Source organism: Campylobacter sp. IFREMER_LSEM_CL2194, from assembly GCF_025771685.1.
Lineage (GTDB): Bacteria > Campylobacterota > Campylobacteria > Campylobacterales > Campylobacteraceae > Campylobacter_D.
Map to the genome: position 1 here is coordinate 88,688 of NZ_JAKMQS010000003.1, position 16,342 is coordinate 105,029.

16 protein-coding genes are annotated in these 16,342 nt (G+C 29.8%); all 16 read left to right on the forward strand.

The genetic code is table 11. The features are described 5' to 3' along the window. The first annotated feature begins 38 nt into the window (after positions 1–38). Positions 39–575, forward strand: coding sequence for a 50S ribosomal protein L25/general stress protein Ctc (locus L8V79_RS02220; RefSeq protein WP_133319540.1), 537 nt, complete (start codon positions 39–41; stop codon positions 573–575). Between the two features lies 1 nt (position 576). Next, complete coding sequence (pth, locus tag L8V79_RS02225) at positions 577–1,116, forward strand: aminoacyl-tRNA hydrolase (protein ID WP_263663917.1); 540 nt, start codon at positions 577–579, stop codon at positions 1,114–1,116. A 3-nt stretch (positions 1,117–1,119) separates the two neighbouring features. Beyond that, the gene (locus tag L8V79_RS02230; protein ID WP_263702333.1) at positions 1,120–2,181 is read left to right on the forward strand and encodes an LptF/LptG family permease; all 1,062 of its coding nucleotides are present in this window, start codon (positions 1,120–1,122) and stop codon (positions 2,179–2,181) included. A 17-nt stretch (positions 2,182–2,198) separates the two neighbouring features. Then, positions 2,199–3,404, forward strand: a complete 1,206-nt coding sequence (gene lysA, locus L8V79_RS02235; protein WP_263702334.1) for a diaminopimelate decarboxylase — start codon at positions 2,199–2,201, stop codon at positions 3,402–3,404. Between the two features lies 1 nt (position 3,405). Continuing rightward, complete coding sequence (locus L8V79_RS02240; RefSeq protein ID WP_263702335.1) at positions 3,406–4,167, forward strand: HAD-IIA family hydrolase; 762 nt, start codon at positions 3,406–3,408, stop codon at positions 4,165–4,167. Further along, a complete protein-coding gene (gene pheA, locus L8V79_RS02245) occupies positions 4,164–5,237 on the forward strand; it encodes a prephenate dehydratase (protein ID WP_070255253.1) in 1,074 nt (357 codons plus the stop codon). Before L8V79_RS02240 ends, pheA begins: the two co-directional genes overlap by 4 nt. Continuing rightward, on the forward strand, positions 5,227–6,318 hold the full coding sequence (gene hisC, locus L8V79_RS02250) for a histidinol-phosphate transaminase (RefSeq protein ID WP_263702336.1): 1,092 nt from the start codon (positions 5,227–5,229) through the stop codon (positions 6,316–6,318). Before pheA ends, hisC begins: the two co-directional genes overlap by 11 nt. A gap of 14 nt (positions 6,319–6,332) precedes the next feature. Then, a complete protein-coding gene (gene fliF, locus L8V79_RS02255; protein WP_039619193.1) occupies positions 6,333–8,018 on the forward strand; it encodes a flagellar basal-body MS-ring/collar protein FliF in 1,686 nt (561 codons plus the stop codon). After that, the gene (fliG, locus tag L8V79_RS02260) at positions 8,018–9,046 is read left to right on the forward strand and encodes a flagellar motor switch protein FliG (protein ID WP_012662055.1); all 1,029 of its coding nucleotides are present in this window, start codon (positions 8,018–8,020) and stop codon (positions 9,044–9,046) included. Before fliF ends, fliG begins: the two co-directional genes overlap by 1 nt. 4 nt (positions 9,047–9,050) lie before the next feature. Continuing rightward, positions 9,051–9,869, forward strand: a complete 819-nt coding sequence (fliH, locus tag L8V79_RS02265; protein ID WP_263702337.1) for a flagellar assembly protein FliH — start codon at positions 9,051–9,053, stop codon at positions 9,867–9,869. After that, on the forward strand, positions 9,866–11,695 hold the full coding sequence (gene dxs / locus L8V79_RS02270) for a 1-deoxy-D-xylulose-5-phosphate synthase (protein ID WP_263702338.1): 1,830 nt from the start codon (positions 9,866–9,868) through the stop codon (positions 11,693–11,695). Before fliH ends, dxs begins: the two co-directional genes overlap by 4 nt. 83 nt (positions 11,696–11,778) lie before the next feature. Beyond that, complete coding sequence (gene perR, locus L8V79_RS02275; RefSeq protein ID WP_263663926.1) at positions 11,779–12,189, forward strand: peroxide-responsive transcriptional repressor PerR; 411 nt, start codon at positions 11,779–11,781, stop codon at positions 12,187–12,189. 1 nt (position 12,190) lies between these two features. Next, positions 12,191–13,375, forward strand: a complete 1,185-nt coding sequence (locus tag L8V79_RS02280; RefSeq protein WP_263702339.1) for a hypothetical protein — start codon at positions 12,191–12,193, stop codon at positions 13,373–13,375. A 7-nt stretch (positions 13,376–13,382) separates the two neighbouring features. Then, positions 13,383–14,084, forward strand: coding sequence for a bifunctional demethylmenaquinone methyltransferase/2-methoxy-6-polyprenyl-1,4-benzoquinol methylase UbiE (ubiE, locus tag L8V79_RS02285; protein ID WP_263702340.1), 702 nt, complete (start codon positions 13,383–13,385; stop codon positions 14,082–14,084). Then, positions 14,081–15,244 (forward strand): exodeoxyribonuclease VII large subunit, encoded by a 1,164-nt coding sequence (xseA, locus tag L8V79_RS02290; protein ID WP_263702341.1) that lies wholly within the window; start codon positions 14,081–14,083, stop codon positions 15,242–15,244. The genes ubiE and xseA overlap by 4 nt, the downstream gene beginning before the upstream one ends. A 12-nt stretch (positions 15,245–15,256) precedes the next feature. Next, on the forward strand, positions 15,257–16,333 hold the full coding sequence (gene serC, locus L8V79_RS02295; RefSeq protein WP_263702342.1) for a phosphoserine transaminase: 1,077 nt from the start codon (positions 15,257–15,259) through the stop codon (positions 16,331–16,333). Positions 16,334–16,342 lie beyond the last annotated feature (9 nt).

Sequence of the window (16,342 nt, forward strand, 5' to 3'; positions counted from 1 at the left end):
AGCTATAATTAGCGTTTATTTTTTTAGAAAGGAAACAGATGTTAGAAGGTATCGTTAGAGAGAGTATCGGTAGAAAAGCTGCTAAAGCTTTAAAAAGAGATGGTTATCTAATCGCAAACATCTACGGAAAAGGATTAGAAAACATCAATGCTGCTTTTAAAGTAAATGAATTTATTAAAGAAGTACGCAAAAAAACTACTTTAGCTTTTGATGTAAAAGTAGCAGATAAAGTATTAAATGTTGTGGTAGTTGATTATCAAAAAGATCCTGTAACTGCAGAATTAAAACACGTAGACTTAAAGGTAGCACAAAAAGGTGTTATTTCTAAATATATGGTTCCTGTAAAAATCGTAGGAACAGCTATGGGTCTTAAAAATAAAGGTGTTTTAATCCAATCAAAAAGAAGATTAAAAGTAAAATGTGCAGCTGAAAACTTACCAAATTATTTTGAATTAGATGTAACTAAACTTGATGTTGGTGATGCACTTTTAATCCGCGATGTAGTTGTACCTGAGGGTGTAACTATGGTTGATGCTGATAGAGTAGCTGTAGTTGGCGTAGAAAAAGCAAGATAAAATGACCTTAGTCGTAGGACTTGGTAATATAGGAGAACAATACGCCCAAACCCGTCATAATGTAGGGTTTATGCTAATTGACTTAATTTTGAAAGACTTGCAAACAACAAAGCTTTCAAATGCTAAATTTAAAGGAGAGCTTTTTAAAAGCTCTTCTACTCTTTTTTTAAAACCTTCCACTTATATGAATTTATCCGGAGAAAGCGTAAAAGCTGTTAGTGAATATTATAAATGTGATAGAATTATTGTAATCCATGATGATATAGATTTAAATTTAGGTGCTTTGAAATTTAAAATAGGTGGATCAAGTGGTGGGCATAATGGACTTAAAAGTATAGATAATCTTTGTGGTAATGCTTATGAGAGAGTACGCATAGGAGTAGGAAAAGGACAAGATGTAATTTCTCATGTTTTGGGGAAATTTAAACAAGAAGAGCAAGAAAGCTTAACTAAGGTTTTAGAACATAGCAAAAAAGCCTTACTTGAGCTTTTAAATTCTGATATAGAAAAAATCGCTTCAAAATATTCTTTAAAAAGTTAAACGATGAGTATATTTTTTCGCTATATTTCATCTTTGTATTTAAAATCATTTTTTATTTTATTTTTTTCTTTGACTTTTTTCTTTGTAGCGATTGATTTTTTGCTCAATTTCAATAGACTGCCAAAAAGTGCAAATTTAGAGCTTTTATATATATTTTTCTTAACATGCTCAGCAGCTTCTTATATACTACCTTTAGCTATAGTCCTTGCTTTGGTTTTGTGTATTTTTAATATGATACGCTCGAATGAATTTGTTAGCTTATATGCTTTGGGTTTAAGTAAAAATCAAGTGATTTTTTATCCTTTTTTATGGGCTATGTTTTTTTGTTGTGTTTATGTAGGACTTAATTTTAGCTCCTTTGCTTATGCAGATGAATATAAAAGTAATATTCTTAAGCGTGGCGTTGTAGATAGAGAGGGTGGGGAAGTTTTGATTAAATATAATGATAAATTTATTTATATACAAAAAACAAGTTCTCAAACCCTATATAATGTAAAAATCTTTGATGTAAAAAATTTAGACATTCAAAGTATAATCCATGCAAAAACTGCTAAATTTAATGGAGATTCTTGGGATTTAAATGATGCTAAAGCTACTAATGTACCACAAAATTTGATTGTTTCAAAAGAGGGTTTAAGTATAGAAGAATTTAAAAATATTAAAGGTTTAGAAGACTTTTCTCCAAAAATTTTAGAAAGAATTTCTTTAGTAGAGAGTAATCCTTCTTATTCTATTTTAGACGCGCTAGAAAGTATGGCAATTTTTGCAAAACAAAATATTTCTACTAATACACTTAGAACAAGCTTGTATTCTTTGGTTCTTACACCATTTTTTGCGCCATTTTTAATGCTTATTGTGTATTATTATTTTCCTTTAACAGCAAGATTTTTTAATCTCGCACTTTTAGCTTTTGTGTTTTTTGTGTGCATACTTTTAGTTTGGGGCTTGTTGTTTTTGTTAACAAGATTGAGTGAAAATGAAATTTTACTTCCAGAGCTTGGTATAATGTTACCAGTATTTATTTTAATGAGTATAGGAAGTTTTTATTATTTTAAACACAAATAACTACAAGTGAGGTTTTTATGGATTATTTAAAACTAGCAAAAGAATACAGCACACCATTTTATATTTATGATTTTGATAAAATCAAAGAGCGTTTTACAATGTTAAAAGATGCTTTTAAAGCAAGAAAATCACAAATTTTTTATGCAGTTAAAGCAAATTCTAATTTAAGTGTTTTAAAACTTTTAGCTTCTTTAGATAGTGGGTTTGATTGTGTTAGTGCAGGTGAGATTTATAGAGCTTTAAAAGCAGGGGCTAAAAATTATAAAATTATTTTTAGTGGGGTAGGTAAAAGTGCTGATGAGTTAAAATATGCTTTAGAGCAAAACATACTTTATGTAAATTTAGAAAGCTATGAAGAAATGCTTCTTTTAGAACAAATTGCTAAAGAAAATCAAAAGATAGCTCGTATAAGCATAAGAGTAAATCCAAATGTAGATGCTAAAACACATCCTTATATTTCTACAGGTTTGCATGAAAATAAATTTGGCGTAGATATAGAAAGTGCTAAAAAAATGTATCTTTATGCTAAAAACTCACAATTTTTAGAGTCAGTTGGAGTGCATTTTCACATAGGTTCACAAATTCTTGATATAAGTAGTATCCATGAGGCCTCAGCGATTGTTGCAAAATTAGTAAAAGAACTTTTAGCTTTGAAAATTAATATTAAATTCTTTGATATAGGCGGGGGTTTAGGAGTTTGTTATAAAGATGAACAAGAGCCAAATTTATATGATTATGCTCAAGGAATTCTAGCAAGTTTGCAAGGTCTTGATGTGTGTATAGGTATGGAACCTGGCAGGTTTTTGGTAGCAAATGCAGGCGAGTTTGTTACTAAAGTTTTATATGAAAAATTTAATGATAAAAAGCGTTTTGTGATTATTGATGGGGCGATGAATGATTTATTGCGTCCAAGTTTATATAGTGCTTATCATGAAATCAAGCTTTTGAGTGAAAATAAAGAAGAAAGCCTTTGTGATATTGTTGGTGGGGTTTGTGAGAGTGGAGATTTTTTAGCTAAAGATAGAAAGCTAGCTAAAACAAAAGCAGGAGATTTGATCATAGTTAAAAGCGCAGGTGCATATGGTTTTAGCATGAGTAGTAATTACAATACTCGTAATAGAGTATGTGAGCTAGCTTGTGAAAATGGCAAGGTAAGAATGATTAGAAAAAGAGAAAGTTATGAGGATCAAATTGCTTTAGAGCTTGATTTTTTAAAGGATTAAAATGTTGTTTTTAGATGTGCAAGGAACTTTGATTTCAGATTATGATAAAAGTCCTATAAATGGTGCTTTAGAACTCATTAAATCTTTAAATAAAGAAAAAATTCCTTATGTGATTATTACTAATAATACCAAAAAATTAGATTTTTTAAATTATTTGCAAAATTTGGGTTTTGAAATTAATGAAAAAGTTTATATTGATCCTTTTTGTGTTTTAAAAGATCATTTAAAGCCTTGTAAAATAGCAGCTTTTGGAGCAAAAGAATTTTTAGATTCACTTCAAGAGTTAGGTTATGAGCTTGATTATAAAAATCCAAAAGCATTTTTGCTAGCAAGTTATGATGATTTTAAATTTCAAGATTTTGCTAATATGATAGAGTATATTAAAGATGGCGTGCAAGCTATAGCAATGCATGAAAGTAGTATTTATAAGAAAAACTCAAGGCTTTATCCAGGTGTTGGAAGTATTATGTCTATGCTTAAAAATGCATGCGAGTTTGATTATAAAGTGATAGGAAAACCTAGTAAGGCTTTTTATGAAAGTGCTTTAAATTTATTAAAACAGCAAGATTGTAATGTGAGTTTTGAAAATACTTTAATCATTAGTGATGATTTTAAAGGTGATTTGCTTGGTGCCTATGAACTTGGCATGCAAACAGCCTTAGTTTTAAGCGGTAAAATTTCTAACATTCAAGGTCTTGATACAACTAAACTTAATTTTGTATATGATAGTATTAAGGATTACTACATATCGAGGTTTAAATGAAAGAGATAGAAAAATTACGCAATAAAATCGATACTATCGATGATAAAATTTTGGCTTTACTTAATGAAAGAATGCTTCATGTTAAAGATATAGGAGTTATTAAGCAAAATTTAGGTGGGAGTATTTATAGACCTGAGCGCGAAAGAGCTATTATAAATAGACTTAAAAATTATAATCATGGTTTATTAGATCAAAATGCAATCGAAGCAATTTATCAAGAAATTTTTGCTGTATCAAGAAATTTAGAAATGCCTCAAAGTATAGCTTATTTAGGCCCTGAGGGAAGCTATACACATCAAGTAGCAAGAACGCGTTTTGGTGCTATGAGTCGTTATACTCCACTTGCAAATATAGAAGATGTTTTTAAAGAATTAGCTCACAAAGAAGCAAAATATGGAGTAGTACCTATAGAAAATAATACAGCAGGTGCAGTGGGTGTGACGCTTGATTGTCTTGGAAAATATGAAGATGTAAAAATTTTTGCTGAAATTTATATGGATATTCATCATTCTTTTGTAAGCATGAGTGAAAATTTAAAAGATATTAAACGCATATATTCTCATCCACAAGGCTATAATCAATGTAGAAATTTTTTAGAAAGTCATGATTTAAGTGAAGTAGAATTTGTAGCAAGCAAATCCACAGCTCATGCGGCTTACTTAGCTTCGCAAGATGTTACTTCAGCTGCGATTTGCTCTAAGATTGCAGCAAAACTTTATAATGTGCCTATATTATTTGAAACGATTGAGGATAATTTGGCAAATCGTACTAGGTTTTTGATTTTAAGTGATATAAAAATACCTCAAATGCCTCATTGTAAAACTTCTATCTTAGCACTTGCTGCACACAAACCAGGTGGGCTTAGTGATTTATTATATGAGTTTAAAAAAGAGGGGATAAATTTAACAAAACTTGAATCACGCCCTATAAAAACAAGAGAATTTGTACATAGTTTTTATATAGATTTTGAAGGACATATTGATGATGAAAATGTCCAAAGAGTATTAAAAAAAGCTGAGCATATAAAATGGCTTGGATCGTATTTATCAGGAGAAAGTAATGAAATTTAATCCTTTTTTAGAAGCTATTAAAACTTATGAAAGTGGCAAGGATATGGATTTAATTGCTAAAAAATATGGTTTAAAAGAAGTTATTAAACTAGCGAGTAATGAAAATCCTTATGGTACAAGCAAAAAAGCTAAAGAAGCCATTATAAATAATGCGCATTTAGCCCATTTATATCCTGATGATACTATGAGTGAATTAAAACAAGCTTTAGCGCAAAAATATGATATTTTAAAAGAAAATCTCATCATAGGTAGCGGGAGTGATCAAATCATAGAATATATAGTGCATGCAAAACTTGATCATTCTAAGGCTTATTTACAATGCGGGGTTAGCTTTGCTATGTATGAAATTTATGCAAAACAACTAGGAGTTAAGGTTTATAAAACCCCAAGCTTAACCCATGATTTAAATGAGTTGTATGAGTTATATCAAAAGCATAAAAATGAAATCAAAGTAATCTTTTTATGCTTGCCTAATAATCCTTTAGGTGAGTGTTTAGACGCAAGTGAGGTTTTTGAGTTTTTAGAAAAAATTGATGAGGATTGTTTGGTAGCCATTGATGGAGCTTATAATGAATTTGCTTCATTTAAAGATAGCAAAAAACATATCAACCCTAAAGAATTAATCCATAAATTTCAAAATGCAGTATATCTAGGAACCTTTTCTAAGCTTTATGGTTTGGGTGGTATGAGAGTGGGTTATGGTATAGCTTGCAAGGAAATTATTAATGCGTTTTATAAATTAAGAGCACCTTTTAATGTGACTAATTTGAGTTTAAAAGCTGCTGTTGCTGCGTTAGATGATGATGAGTTTGTGCAAAAAACTTTGGAAAATAATTTTTCGCAAATGAAACTTTATGAAGATTTTGCTAAAAATTATAAAATTCGATACATTCCAAGCTATACAAATTTTATTACTTATTTTTTTGATGAAAAAAATAGCACAGATTTATCTGAAAAACTGCTTAAAAACGGTATAATAATAAGAAATTTACAAAGTTATGGTTTAAATGCTGTGCGTATAAGTATAGGTACAGAGTATGAAAATTCAAGGTTTTTTGAAGAGTTTTCTAAAAATTTTTAGTTTGTAGGAAATAAATGGATTATAAAACTATACTGCACCAAGTAGGTCAGCTTTATCAAAATTTAAGTTTAAGACAGCGTATTATCATTGCTGCTTCTATTGTTGTTGTAGTTGGATTTTTAGTATTTTTAACCCTTTTTAGAAGTGGTTCTACAGTAGCTAGTGAGGCTGGATATTCAGTATTATTTGAAAATGCTAATACTAGCGACTCAGCGATGATAGTAACGCAGCTTGAAAAAAGTGGAGTTCCTTATATTTTGCGTGATGAGGGAACTATTTTAGTACCTAATGAACAAGTATATAAACAGCGTTTAGCTATCGCTTCAGCAGGGTTATTGCCAAAAGATAATAAAGTAGGTTTTGAGCTTTTTGATAAACAAGAATTTGGAGCTACAGAAGCTGAACAAAAGGTAAAATATCAAAGAGCATTAGAAGGTGAGCTTGCTAGAACGATTGAAAGTTTAGAGCCTATCCATAGCGCCACAGTGCATATTGCTTTTGCTAAAGATACGCTTTTTACTCAACAACAAGTCCCACCAACTGCTTCAGTAGCTTTGACGATAAAAGATGGTTTAAAGCTTAATAAAAAGCAAATTATGGGGATTAAAAACTTAATTGCTTCTTCAGTAACAAAACTTACCCCTGAAAATGTAAAAATCATGGATCAAAAAGGTATTCCTTTAGATGATGAGGGTGCTTTTGAGAGTGATTTAATTGCTGCTCAAATTAAATATAAAAGAGATCAAGAATACGAATTAGAGCAAAAAATTGTTGCTTCCATTGCTCCATTTGCAGGTGGTTATGATAGGGTAGTAGCAAAGGTTAGTATTGATTATGATTTTTCTAAAGAAGAATCACAAAGTGAAGTGTATGATCCAAACACAGTCGTGCGTAGTGAGCAAACCTTAGAAGAACATAGAGAAGGCTATAAAGATAAAGAAATTCAAGGTGTACCAGGCGCTGTTTCAAACATCGGTCCTGTAGAAGGCTTAGATGATAAAGGCGCGCGTGAGGTTTATACTAAAAATCAAACCACAACTAATAATGAAATTTCTAAAAAAATCACCAATACCACGAAGCAATTTGCAACCGTTAAAAGAATTTCTGCAGCCGTTGTAGTAGATGGAAAATACAAAGTAATTACCGATGATCAAGGAAATATCACAAACGAATACATTCCTTTGAGTGATAAAGAAATTCAAGCTATCGAAAATCTCACTAAAGGCGCTATAGGTTTTAATCTTGCTAGAGGTGATGCGGTTGAAGTAAATAATTTGGAATTTCATAGAACAGTTAAAGTTGAAAATAAGGTTCAAACTTTCTATTCAAGATTTATTGAACCATTTATTCCACCTGTTAAGTATGTCTTTGCTGCGATTTTACTTTTCATCTTTTATAAAAAGGTTATTGTGCCATTTTCACAAAAAATGCTTGCAGATATTAAGCTTGAAGAAGAGATGGAAGGTAAAGATGGACAAGTTATTGATGATGCTGAAGATGCTATTGAAAAATTCAATGCTGCGCGTAAGAAAGTTGAAGAACAACTTGGCTTTGGAGATAATTTTGATGAAGATGCGCTTCAATATGATGTTTTACTTGAAAAATTAAGAGCAGTGGCTAATGAAAAAGGTGAAGAAGTGGCATTATTGTTACAAAAACTTGTTGAAAATGAAGCTGAATTTGGTGAGAAGGATATCTGATGATAAAGCTTAGTGAAGAACAAAAAATGGTCTATGATGACCTTTCTATGCCAGAAAAGGTCGCAATTTTTTTAATTCAACTTGGAGAAGATGTAACAACAGTTTTATTTTCCCATATGGATATTAATGTCATCACTGAAATTTCTCGCTATATTGCTTTAGCAAAAAATGTTGACAAACCAGTTGCTACTGCAGTGCTTGAGGAATTTTATACTTTATTACAATCAAACCAGTATCTAAAAAGTGGTGGTTTGGAATATGCAAAAGAAATTTTATTTAGAACTTTTGGTCCTGAAATTGCCAATAAAATTTTGGAAAAACTTACCAAAAGTATGGAAAATAATCAAAATTTTGCTTATCTTTCTCAAATCAAACCACAACAGCTTGCTGACTTTATCATTAAAGAACACCCGCAAACTATAGCTTTGATTTTAGCTCATATGGATACTACTCAAGCTGCTGAAACTTTGGAATATTTTAGCGATGAGTTAAGGGCTGAGGTTGTAATAAGAATGGCAAATCTTGGGGATATTTCACCTTCAATTATCAAAAGAGTATCTGCTGTGCTTGAAAGTAAACTTGAAAGTCTTACTTCTTATAAAGTTGAAGTGGGTGGTCCAAGAGCGGTTGCTGAAGTGCTTAATCGCTTGGGTCAAAAAGCATCCAAAACAACACTTTCTTATATTGAGCAAAGTGATGAAAAACTTGCTACAACCATTAAAGATTTAATGTTTACTTTTGATGATATTTCTCAGCTTAGTACTAATGCGATTAGAGAAGTTTTAAAAGCTGCTGATAAACGCGATTTGATGATAGGTTTAAAGGGTGCAAGCGAGGATTTAAAACAAAAATTTATGGCAAATATGTCAACGCGTGCTGCTGAAGCTTTTGTAGAAGAAATGGGCTTTTTGGGTGCTGTACGTGTAAAAGATGTTGAAGAGGCTCAAAGAAAAGTTGTAGAAGTGGTGCAAAAACTTGCAGAACAAGGTCTTATCCAAGTGGGTGAGGCCGATGAGATGATAGAGTAAGATTATGGCTAAATTAACTAATGTAATTTCACCTGAAAACATTTCTGCTCATGTAGTTGAGGGATATCATTTTAAAGTTATGAGTGAAATGTCTTCTAATGAAGAGCAAAAACAAGAAGAAACTCAAACTATAAATCAAACTCCTCTGGCTCAAAATGCTACTCAGCAAGCAGTGGAAAATCAAACAGTAGAAACTGCCCCACAAGCCCCACAACCACAAATCCAACCTGATTTTGTAGAAGATTTGCTTAAAAAAACTGATGAAATGTCAGGAAATATTATTAAATTACAAATGCAAATAGAAAGCCAAGAGGCTGAATTTAACAATCGCTTAAATACAGAATTAGAACATGCAAAAGAAAAATTTACCAAAGAAGGTTATGAGCAAGCTCAAAAAAATTTTGAAAGTGAATTAGAAGCTTTAAAAGAAAAATACTTAAAAAGTGTAGAAAAACTTGAAAATACAGTGCAAAATTTAAATGAGTTTTTATCTAAAAATGAAAAAGAATTAGCCGATACAGCTGTAATTATCGCAAAAGAAGTGATTGCAAAAGAACTTGAGGAAAATTCCTCACTTATAGCATTAAATTTAGCAAAAGAGCTTATGAATGAGCTTAAAAATGCTACTAAAATAGAATTAAAACTTAGCCCTGATGATTTTGAATATGTAAAATCACATTTAGAACAAGAGCAAAGTAATATCAAATTTAGTCTTGATGATGCGATTAATAAGGGGAGTATTTTAATATTAAGTGATGCAGGTAATATAGAATCAAACCTTAATAATCGTTTGCAAAAAATAAAAAATATGGTTAATGAATGATAGACTTAAATAACTTAAATATTAAAAATATGCAAATTAAAGAGTTAGAAAATTTAGCTAACAATTTGCGTGAAGTTATTATAGACACAGTGAGTAAAAATGGTGGACATTTAAGTTCAAATTTAGGTGTAGTTGAACTTAGTATAGCCATGCATTATGTTTTTGATGTAAAAAAAGATCCTTTTATTTTTGATGTTTCACACCAATCTTATCCACACAAGCTTTTAAGTGGTAAAATAAATAATTTTCATACTCTAAGACAGTTTAATGGTTTAAGTGGTTATACAAAGCCTGATGAGGGAGATTATTTTGTAGCAGGACATTCAAGCACTTCTATATCTTTAGCAGTTGGAGCTTGCAAGGCTATAAGATTAAAAGATGAAGATCGTTTGCCTGTTGTATTAATAGGCGATGGAGCGCTAAGTGCAGGTATGGCTTATGAAGCTTTAAATGAGCTTGGTGATAGAGAATACCCTTGTGTGATCATTTTAAATGATAATGAAATGAGTATTTCAAGGCCAATTGGAGCTATTTCAAAATACCTTTCTCAGGCAATGGCAACGCAGTTTTATCAAAAATTTAAAAAACGCATAGAAAATCTTTTAGAGTACTTTCCTCAAGGCGCTTCTTATATGGCAAAGCGTTTTGAAGAAGGCTTAAGGCTTATCACACCTGGACTTTTGTTTGAAGAATTAGGGCTTGAGTATATTGGTCCCATTGATGGACATAATTTAAATGAGGTTATTAATGCGCTCAATCAAGCAAAAGCTATGAAAAAACCTTGCGTTGTGCATGCGCAAACTATCAAAGGTAAAGGTTATGTATTAGCTGAGGGAAAAAATGCTAAATGGCATGGAGTAGGTGCTTTTGATAGAAGTAGCGGGGAGAGTTTAAAGGCAAATATAAGTAAAAAAAGCGCCACAGAAATTTTTTCAAATACCCTATTGAATTTAGCTCAAAAATATGAAAATATAGTGGGTGTAACTGCTGCTATGCCAAGTGGTACTGGACTTGATAAATTAATAGAAAAATATCCTGAACGTTTTTGGGATGTCGCAATTGCAGAACAACATGCAGTTACTTCTATGGCTGCTATGGCAAAAGAAGGTTTTAAACCTTTTATAGCAATTTATAGCACTTTTATGCAAAGAGCTTATGATCAAGTAATTCATGATTGTGCTATTATGAATTTAAATGTAGTTATAGCTATGGATAGAGCAGGAATTGTAGGAGAAGATGGAGAAACTCATCAAGGTGTTTTTGATGTTAGCTTTTTAAGTGCTATACCAAATATTACTCTAGCAGCTCCAAGAGATGAGGCTATGATGGAAAATATTATGGAATATGCATATTTTCATCAAGGAGTTTTTGCTTTTCGCTATCCTAGGGGTAATTTTTTATTAAATGATGATTTTAATCCATGTGAGATAAAACTTGCTAAAGCTCAAATTTTATCTAAAGTACAAAGCGATAAAGTATTTTTAGGTTTTGGTCAAGGTGTGGCTAAGGCAAAATTAGCTTTAGATAAACTTGGACTAGATTATGCGAGCTTAATAGATTTGATTTTTGCAAAGCCTTTAGATGAAGAGCTTTTAAAAGAGTTGGCAAAAGATACAAAAACTTGGTTTGTTTTTTCAGATAGTGCTAAAATAGGTGGAGTGGGAAGTTTGATTGCAAATTTTTTACAAAAAGAAAATCTTTATCATATAAAACTAGTAAGTTTTGAATTTGAAGATCAATTTATAGTCCATGGCAAAACAAGTGAAGTGGAAAAATTTTTAGAGCTTAATATTGATTCATTGTGTCAAAAAATTAAAATTTATTAAAAGATAAAAAATATCTTTTAATATAATCATTTTTTTATAAAAAAAGAGTTATACTATAAGTAAAAATATTTGGAGAATAGACTATGGAACTTATTCAAATGCTTAAAAACTGTGATTTAAAAGCTACTCCACAAAGACTTTGTATTTTAAAAATTTTAAAACGCCACGAGCATCCTAATATAGAATCTTTGTATGAAAGTATTAAAGAAGAATATCCTTCTATCTCATTAGCTACGGTATATAAAAATTTAAATACCTTAAAAGAACAAGGTTTGGTAGTAGAAATTAATACTCCAAATCAAAAAACTTGTTATGATATTTATGAATATCCACATATTCATGTAATTTGCAGTAAATGCAATCACATAGAAGATGTGCGCTATGAAGATAGCGGGATTAACAAATACCAAGAAGATCTTGAGAAAAAGATTGGTAATATTATTGACTATCTTGGCGTGTTTGCTTATGTGAATGGTTGTAAATTTTGCAAGTAAAATGATTTGTGAAGTACAAAGACGCTTTTTAATTGAAAACGATGATTTTATCAAAATTTTAAAAGAAGAAAAACTTGCTTATTCTAAGGATAAAATACGTGTATTTTTTACACGTATAAATCCTTTTTGTGATATCAAATATAAAAAAATCAATCAAGATTATTATCAATTTACATTTTATAAATTACATGATATTTTAGATAAAAAAACTCATAAAATATCTAAAAAAGAATTTAAACATCAAAAAAGTAAAAATGCTATAGCCAATATAATAAAAAAAACAAGAATTAGTTTTGAGATTGATAATACCCAATTTTTCCTTTATAAATTTAAAAACAATTTAAAAAATTTGGTCATTTTAAAAGTGATTTTTTCCACCGTTGAAGAAGCAAAGCGGTTTGATTTACCTCATTTTTTTAAAAATTATAAAGAAATTACAGATGATGAGAATTTTTATAGTAAAAAATTAGCATTATATGGGGATCTTTCTAAAGTTTTTGATAGTGCTAGATGTATTAAAATTTTAGATAAACAAAAAGATATTAACTTGCATTTTTCAAATCAAATTCAAAGTTTTTCAGCTGGTAAAATTTTACTTTTCGTTCTTTTAAAAAACTTAAAAAATGACAGATTAAATTTTTTAAAAAATTCAAGTGAAAAAAACTTGGAACAATGTTTTATAAGCTTTAAGCAAATTTATTTTTGTCTTGATGTTTTTGATTCTCTTTTTGAAAAAAATATTCAAAATAAGCTAAAACAACAATTTTCATTTTTGATAAATCAAATCAATATGAAAAAATACCATGAGTTTGAATTAGAAAAATATATTTTTATTTTAAGCGATGAAAAAATTAATGATATTTTTCTTGATATGGATTTTATTTTAAAGAATGATTATGAATTTTATCAAGGAAAAAATCAAATTTTAAAGTCTTTAATAGCTTTTAAACTAAGAAAAGAATTAGTTTTTTTAAAGAAAAAAATTGTAAAATCTCAAACAAATCTTGAAGAAGAATTAGAAAAAATAAAATTTTTATTATGCTATTTTGCAACTATGTTTGAAGAAAAAAGCATTAAAAAGTTGAAAAATTATTTTAAATATAAGCATTTAGATCAAAATTCTTATGATGAAAATATAATAAAACAAATTGAAAAAAGCATCAAAAAATTAAAAATATATAGTTAGGAAAAACATGCAAAAACAAGAAAAAATAGTTAAAATGTTTGATGATATAGCACCAACTTATGATAAGGCTAATAGAATTTTAAGTTTTGGAAGTGATGTGAGTTGGAGAAAAAAAGCTTGTTTGGATGTTTTTAAATTTTCTAATAATGAACTTGATATTATCGATGTAGCTTGTGGCACGGGCGATATGATTATAGAATGGCAAAATCAAGCCTTAAGGGCAAATAAAAATATCATTAGCATAAAAGGGGTTGATCCAAGTGCGGGTATGCTTGAAATGGCTAGGAAAAAAATTCCTGATGCGACTTTTGTACAAGCAAAAGCACAAGAGCTTCCACTTGAAAATGAAAGTGCAGACATCATAAGTATAAGTTATGGCATACGCAATGTGGTAGATAGAAAAGAAGCTATAAAAGAATTTGCAAGAGTGTTAAAAAAGGATGGGATTTTACTTGTGCTTGAATTTACCAAAAGAGAGCAGGGTGGTTTTATAGCTGCTTGTAGAGATTTTTACTTAAAAAATATTTTGCCAAAAGTGGGTGGATTTATCAGTAAAAATTATAGCGCTTATGAGTATTTACCAAATTCTATAGAAGATTTTTTAAGTAAAGAAGAATTTATCAAAGAATTGAGTGGGCATTTTGAAATGCTAGAGTATAAAAGCTTTAGTTTTGGTGTTTGTTCTATGTTTATTGCAAGAAAAAAATGAAAGTTTCAGAACTTAATCTAAAAGCTAAAAGTTTGTTAGAATTTCATCTTGATGATATAGAGCTTAGTGGAGAAATTTCTAAAATTACCATCCATAGTTCAGGACATTGGTATTTTGATTTAAAAGATGAAAAATCAAGCATAGCTTGCGTGATGTTTAAAGGCTTTAATCAATTTGTTCAAGCTAAACCTAAGGTTGGTGATATGCTTGATCTTAGAGGTTATGTGAGTTTATATGAAGCAAGTGGTAGGTATCAATTTATCGCTAAAAGTATGCAAAAAACAAGCCTTGGGGATTTAGAAGCTAAATTTTTAGCTCTAAAAGAAAAGCTTGAAAAAGAAGGTTTGTTTGATACAAATGCTAAAAAAAGCATTGTTAAATTTCCTAAAAAAATAGGCATAATCACTTCTTTTACTTCAGCAGCTTTGCAAGATATGCTAAAGCTAATTTCACAAAAGAAATACAATCTTTGTAAAATAACTATTTTTAATGCACTCACTCAAGGACAAAGCGCTTCAAATTCTTTGATAAATGCTTTAAAAAAAGCTGATGAGTATAATTTAGATGCGATTATTTTAGCAAGAGGTGGCGGAAGTAGAGAAGATTTGTTTTGTTTTAATGATGAAGAACTTGCAAGATGTATTTTTTCTTTAAAAACGCCTATTGTTTCTGCTATTGGACATGAGATTGATTATGTTATTAGTGATTTTGTAGCAGATTTAAGAGCACCAACTCCAAGTGCGGCTATTGATATGATTTTTCCAAATAAACTAAGCTTAGAACAAGGACTTGATGAACTTGTTATGCGTTTTAAAAACCAAATGTTAAATCATATTAAGTTTTATCAAAATAAAATCGATCATTTGCAAAATTTAGCCAAAGCTAAGTCTTTAGAAAATGCTTTTTTTCTTAGAAAACAAAAGCTTGAATTTTTACAAAGCCAACTAAAGAGTGTTTTAAATTTAAAATTATTAAATTATGAAAATAAGCTTGATAATTTTGAGGAACTTTTAACTCAACATAAAAATTTCTTTGATAAAAGTAAAAATTTGATAAATTTACAAAAAGATGGCAAAAATATCTCTCTTGAAAAACTAAAAAAAGGAGATATTATAAAACTTTACTCAATAAATGAGAGCAAAGAAGCCCAAATACTATAAAAAGGAGATAAAATGAGAGTAATGAATTTTAGTGCAGGTCCTTCAAATCTGCCTGATGAGGTTTTAAAAGAGGCGCAGGAGCATTTGTTTGATTATCATGGCAAAGGTTTTTCTATTATGGAAGTTTCTCATCGTGGAAAGGTTTTTGAAGAAGTGCATTTTGAAGCTATTAAAATGGCAAAAGAGCTTTATGGTGTAAATGATGATTATGAAGTGCTTTTAATGCAAGGTGGGGCTAGTTTGCAATTTGCTATGGTACCTATGAATTTATATATGGGTGGAGTTTGTGAATTTGCTAATACTGGTGTTTGGACTAAAAAGGCTATTAAAGAGGCTGAAATTTTAGGAGTAAATACAAAAATAGTAGCAAGTAGCCAAGAAAGTGAGTTTGATCATATTCCACAATTTGAATTTAGCGATAATGCAGATTATGCTTATATATGCTCTAATAATACCATTTATGGAACTCAGTATAAAAGCTATCCAAAGACTAAAAGTCCTTTGATAATTGATGCTTCTAGTGATTTTTTCTCTAAAAAGATAGATTTTTCTAATGTTGCTATGCTTTTTGGTGGAGTGCAAAAAAATGCAGGAATTTCAGGACTTGCTTGTGCATTTATCCGCAAAGATATGATAGAGCGTAGTAAAAACAAAAATATACCTAGTATGCTAAAATACAGTGTTTATGCTGAAAATAGTTCTTTATTTAATACACCTGCAACCTTTGCTATATATATGCTTAATCTTGAAATGAAATGGCTTTTAAATCAAGGCGGCTTAGATAAAATCAATGAGCAAAACATACAAAAGGCTAAAATTTTATACGATGTAATTGATGAGAGTAATGGTTTTTATAAAGGTCATGCCAAAAAAGAGGATAGATCATTAATGAATGTTAGTTTTAATATAGCTTGTGATAAAAACTTAGAACCAGTTTTTGTAAAAGAAGCTGAAGAAAATGGTATGATAGGTCTTAAGGGGCATAAAATTTTAGGTGGAATTCGCGCTAGTATTTATAATTCTATCAGCATTGAAAAGGTTCAAAAGTTAAGTGAATTTATGAAAGATTTTGCTAAAAAACATGCTTGATTTGATAAA

Bases quoted from the DNA above. Each gene is read 5' to 3' on its own strand.
- hisC (WP_263702336.1), top strand. From the start codon at position 5,227: ATGAAATTTAATCCTTTTTTAGAAGCTATTAAAACTTATGAAAGTGGC.
- pheA (WP_070255253.1), top strand. From the start codon at position 4,164: ATGAAAGAGATAGAAAAATTACGCAATAAAATCGATACTATCGATGAT.
- L8V79_RS02220 (WP_133319540.1), top strand. From the start codon at position 39: ATGTTAGAAGGTATCGTTAGAGAGAGTATCGGTAGAAAAGCTGCTAAA.
- L8V79_RS02230 (WP_263702333.1), top strand. From the start codon at position 1,120: ATGAGTATATTTTTTCGCTATATTTCATCTTTGTATTTAAAATCATTT.
- dxs (WP_263702338.1), top strand. From the start codon at position 9,866: ATGATAGACTTAAATAACTTAAATATTAAAAATATGCAAATTAAAGAG.
- perR (WP_263663926.1), top strand. From the start codon at position 11,779: ATGGAACTTATTCAAATGCTTAAAAACTGTGATTTAAAAGCTACTCCA.
- L8V79_RS02280 (WP_263702339.1), top strand. From the start codon at position 12,191: ATGATTTGTGAAGTACAAAGACGCTTTTTAATTGAAAACGATGATTTT.
- ubiE (WP_263702340.1), top strand. From the start codon at position 13,383: ATGCAAAAACAAGAAAAAATAGTTAAAATGTTTGATGATATAGCACCA.
- serC (WP_263702342.1), top strand. From the start codon at position 15,257: ATGAGAGTAATGAATTTTAGTGCAGGTCCTTCAAATCTGCCTGATGAG.
- pth (WP_263663917.1), top strand. From the start codon at position 577: ATGACCTTAGTCGTAGGACTTGGTAATATAGGAGAACAATACGCCCAA.
- L8V79_RS02240 (WP_263702335.1), top strand. From the start codon at position 3,406: ATGTTGTTTTTAGATGTGCAAGGAACTTTGATTTCAGATTATGATAAA.
- fliH (WP_263702337.1), top strand. From the start codon at position 9,051: ATGGCTAAATTAACTAATGTAATTTCACCTGAAAACATTTCTGCTCAT.
- fliG (WP_012662055.1), top strand. From the start codon at position 8,018: ATGATAAAGCTTAGTGAAGAACAAAAAATGGTCTATGATGACCTTTCT.
- xseA (WP_263702341.1), top strand. From the start codon at position 14,081: ATGAAAGTTTCAGAACTTAATCTAAAAGCTAAAAGTTTGTTAGAATTT.
- fliF (WP_039619193.1), top strand. From the start codon at position 6,333: ATGGATTATAAAACTATACTGCACCAAGTAGGTCAGCTTTATCAAAAT.
- lysA (WP_263702334.1), top strand. From the start codon at position 2,199: ATGGATTATTTAAAACTAGCAAAAGAATACAGCACACCATTTTATATT.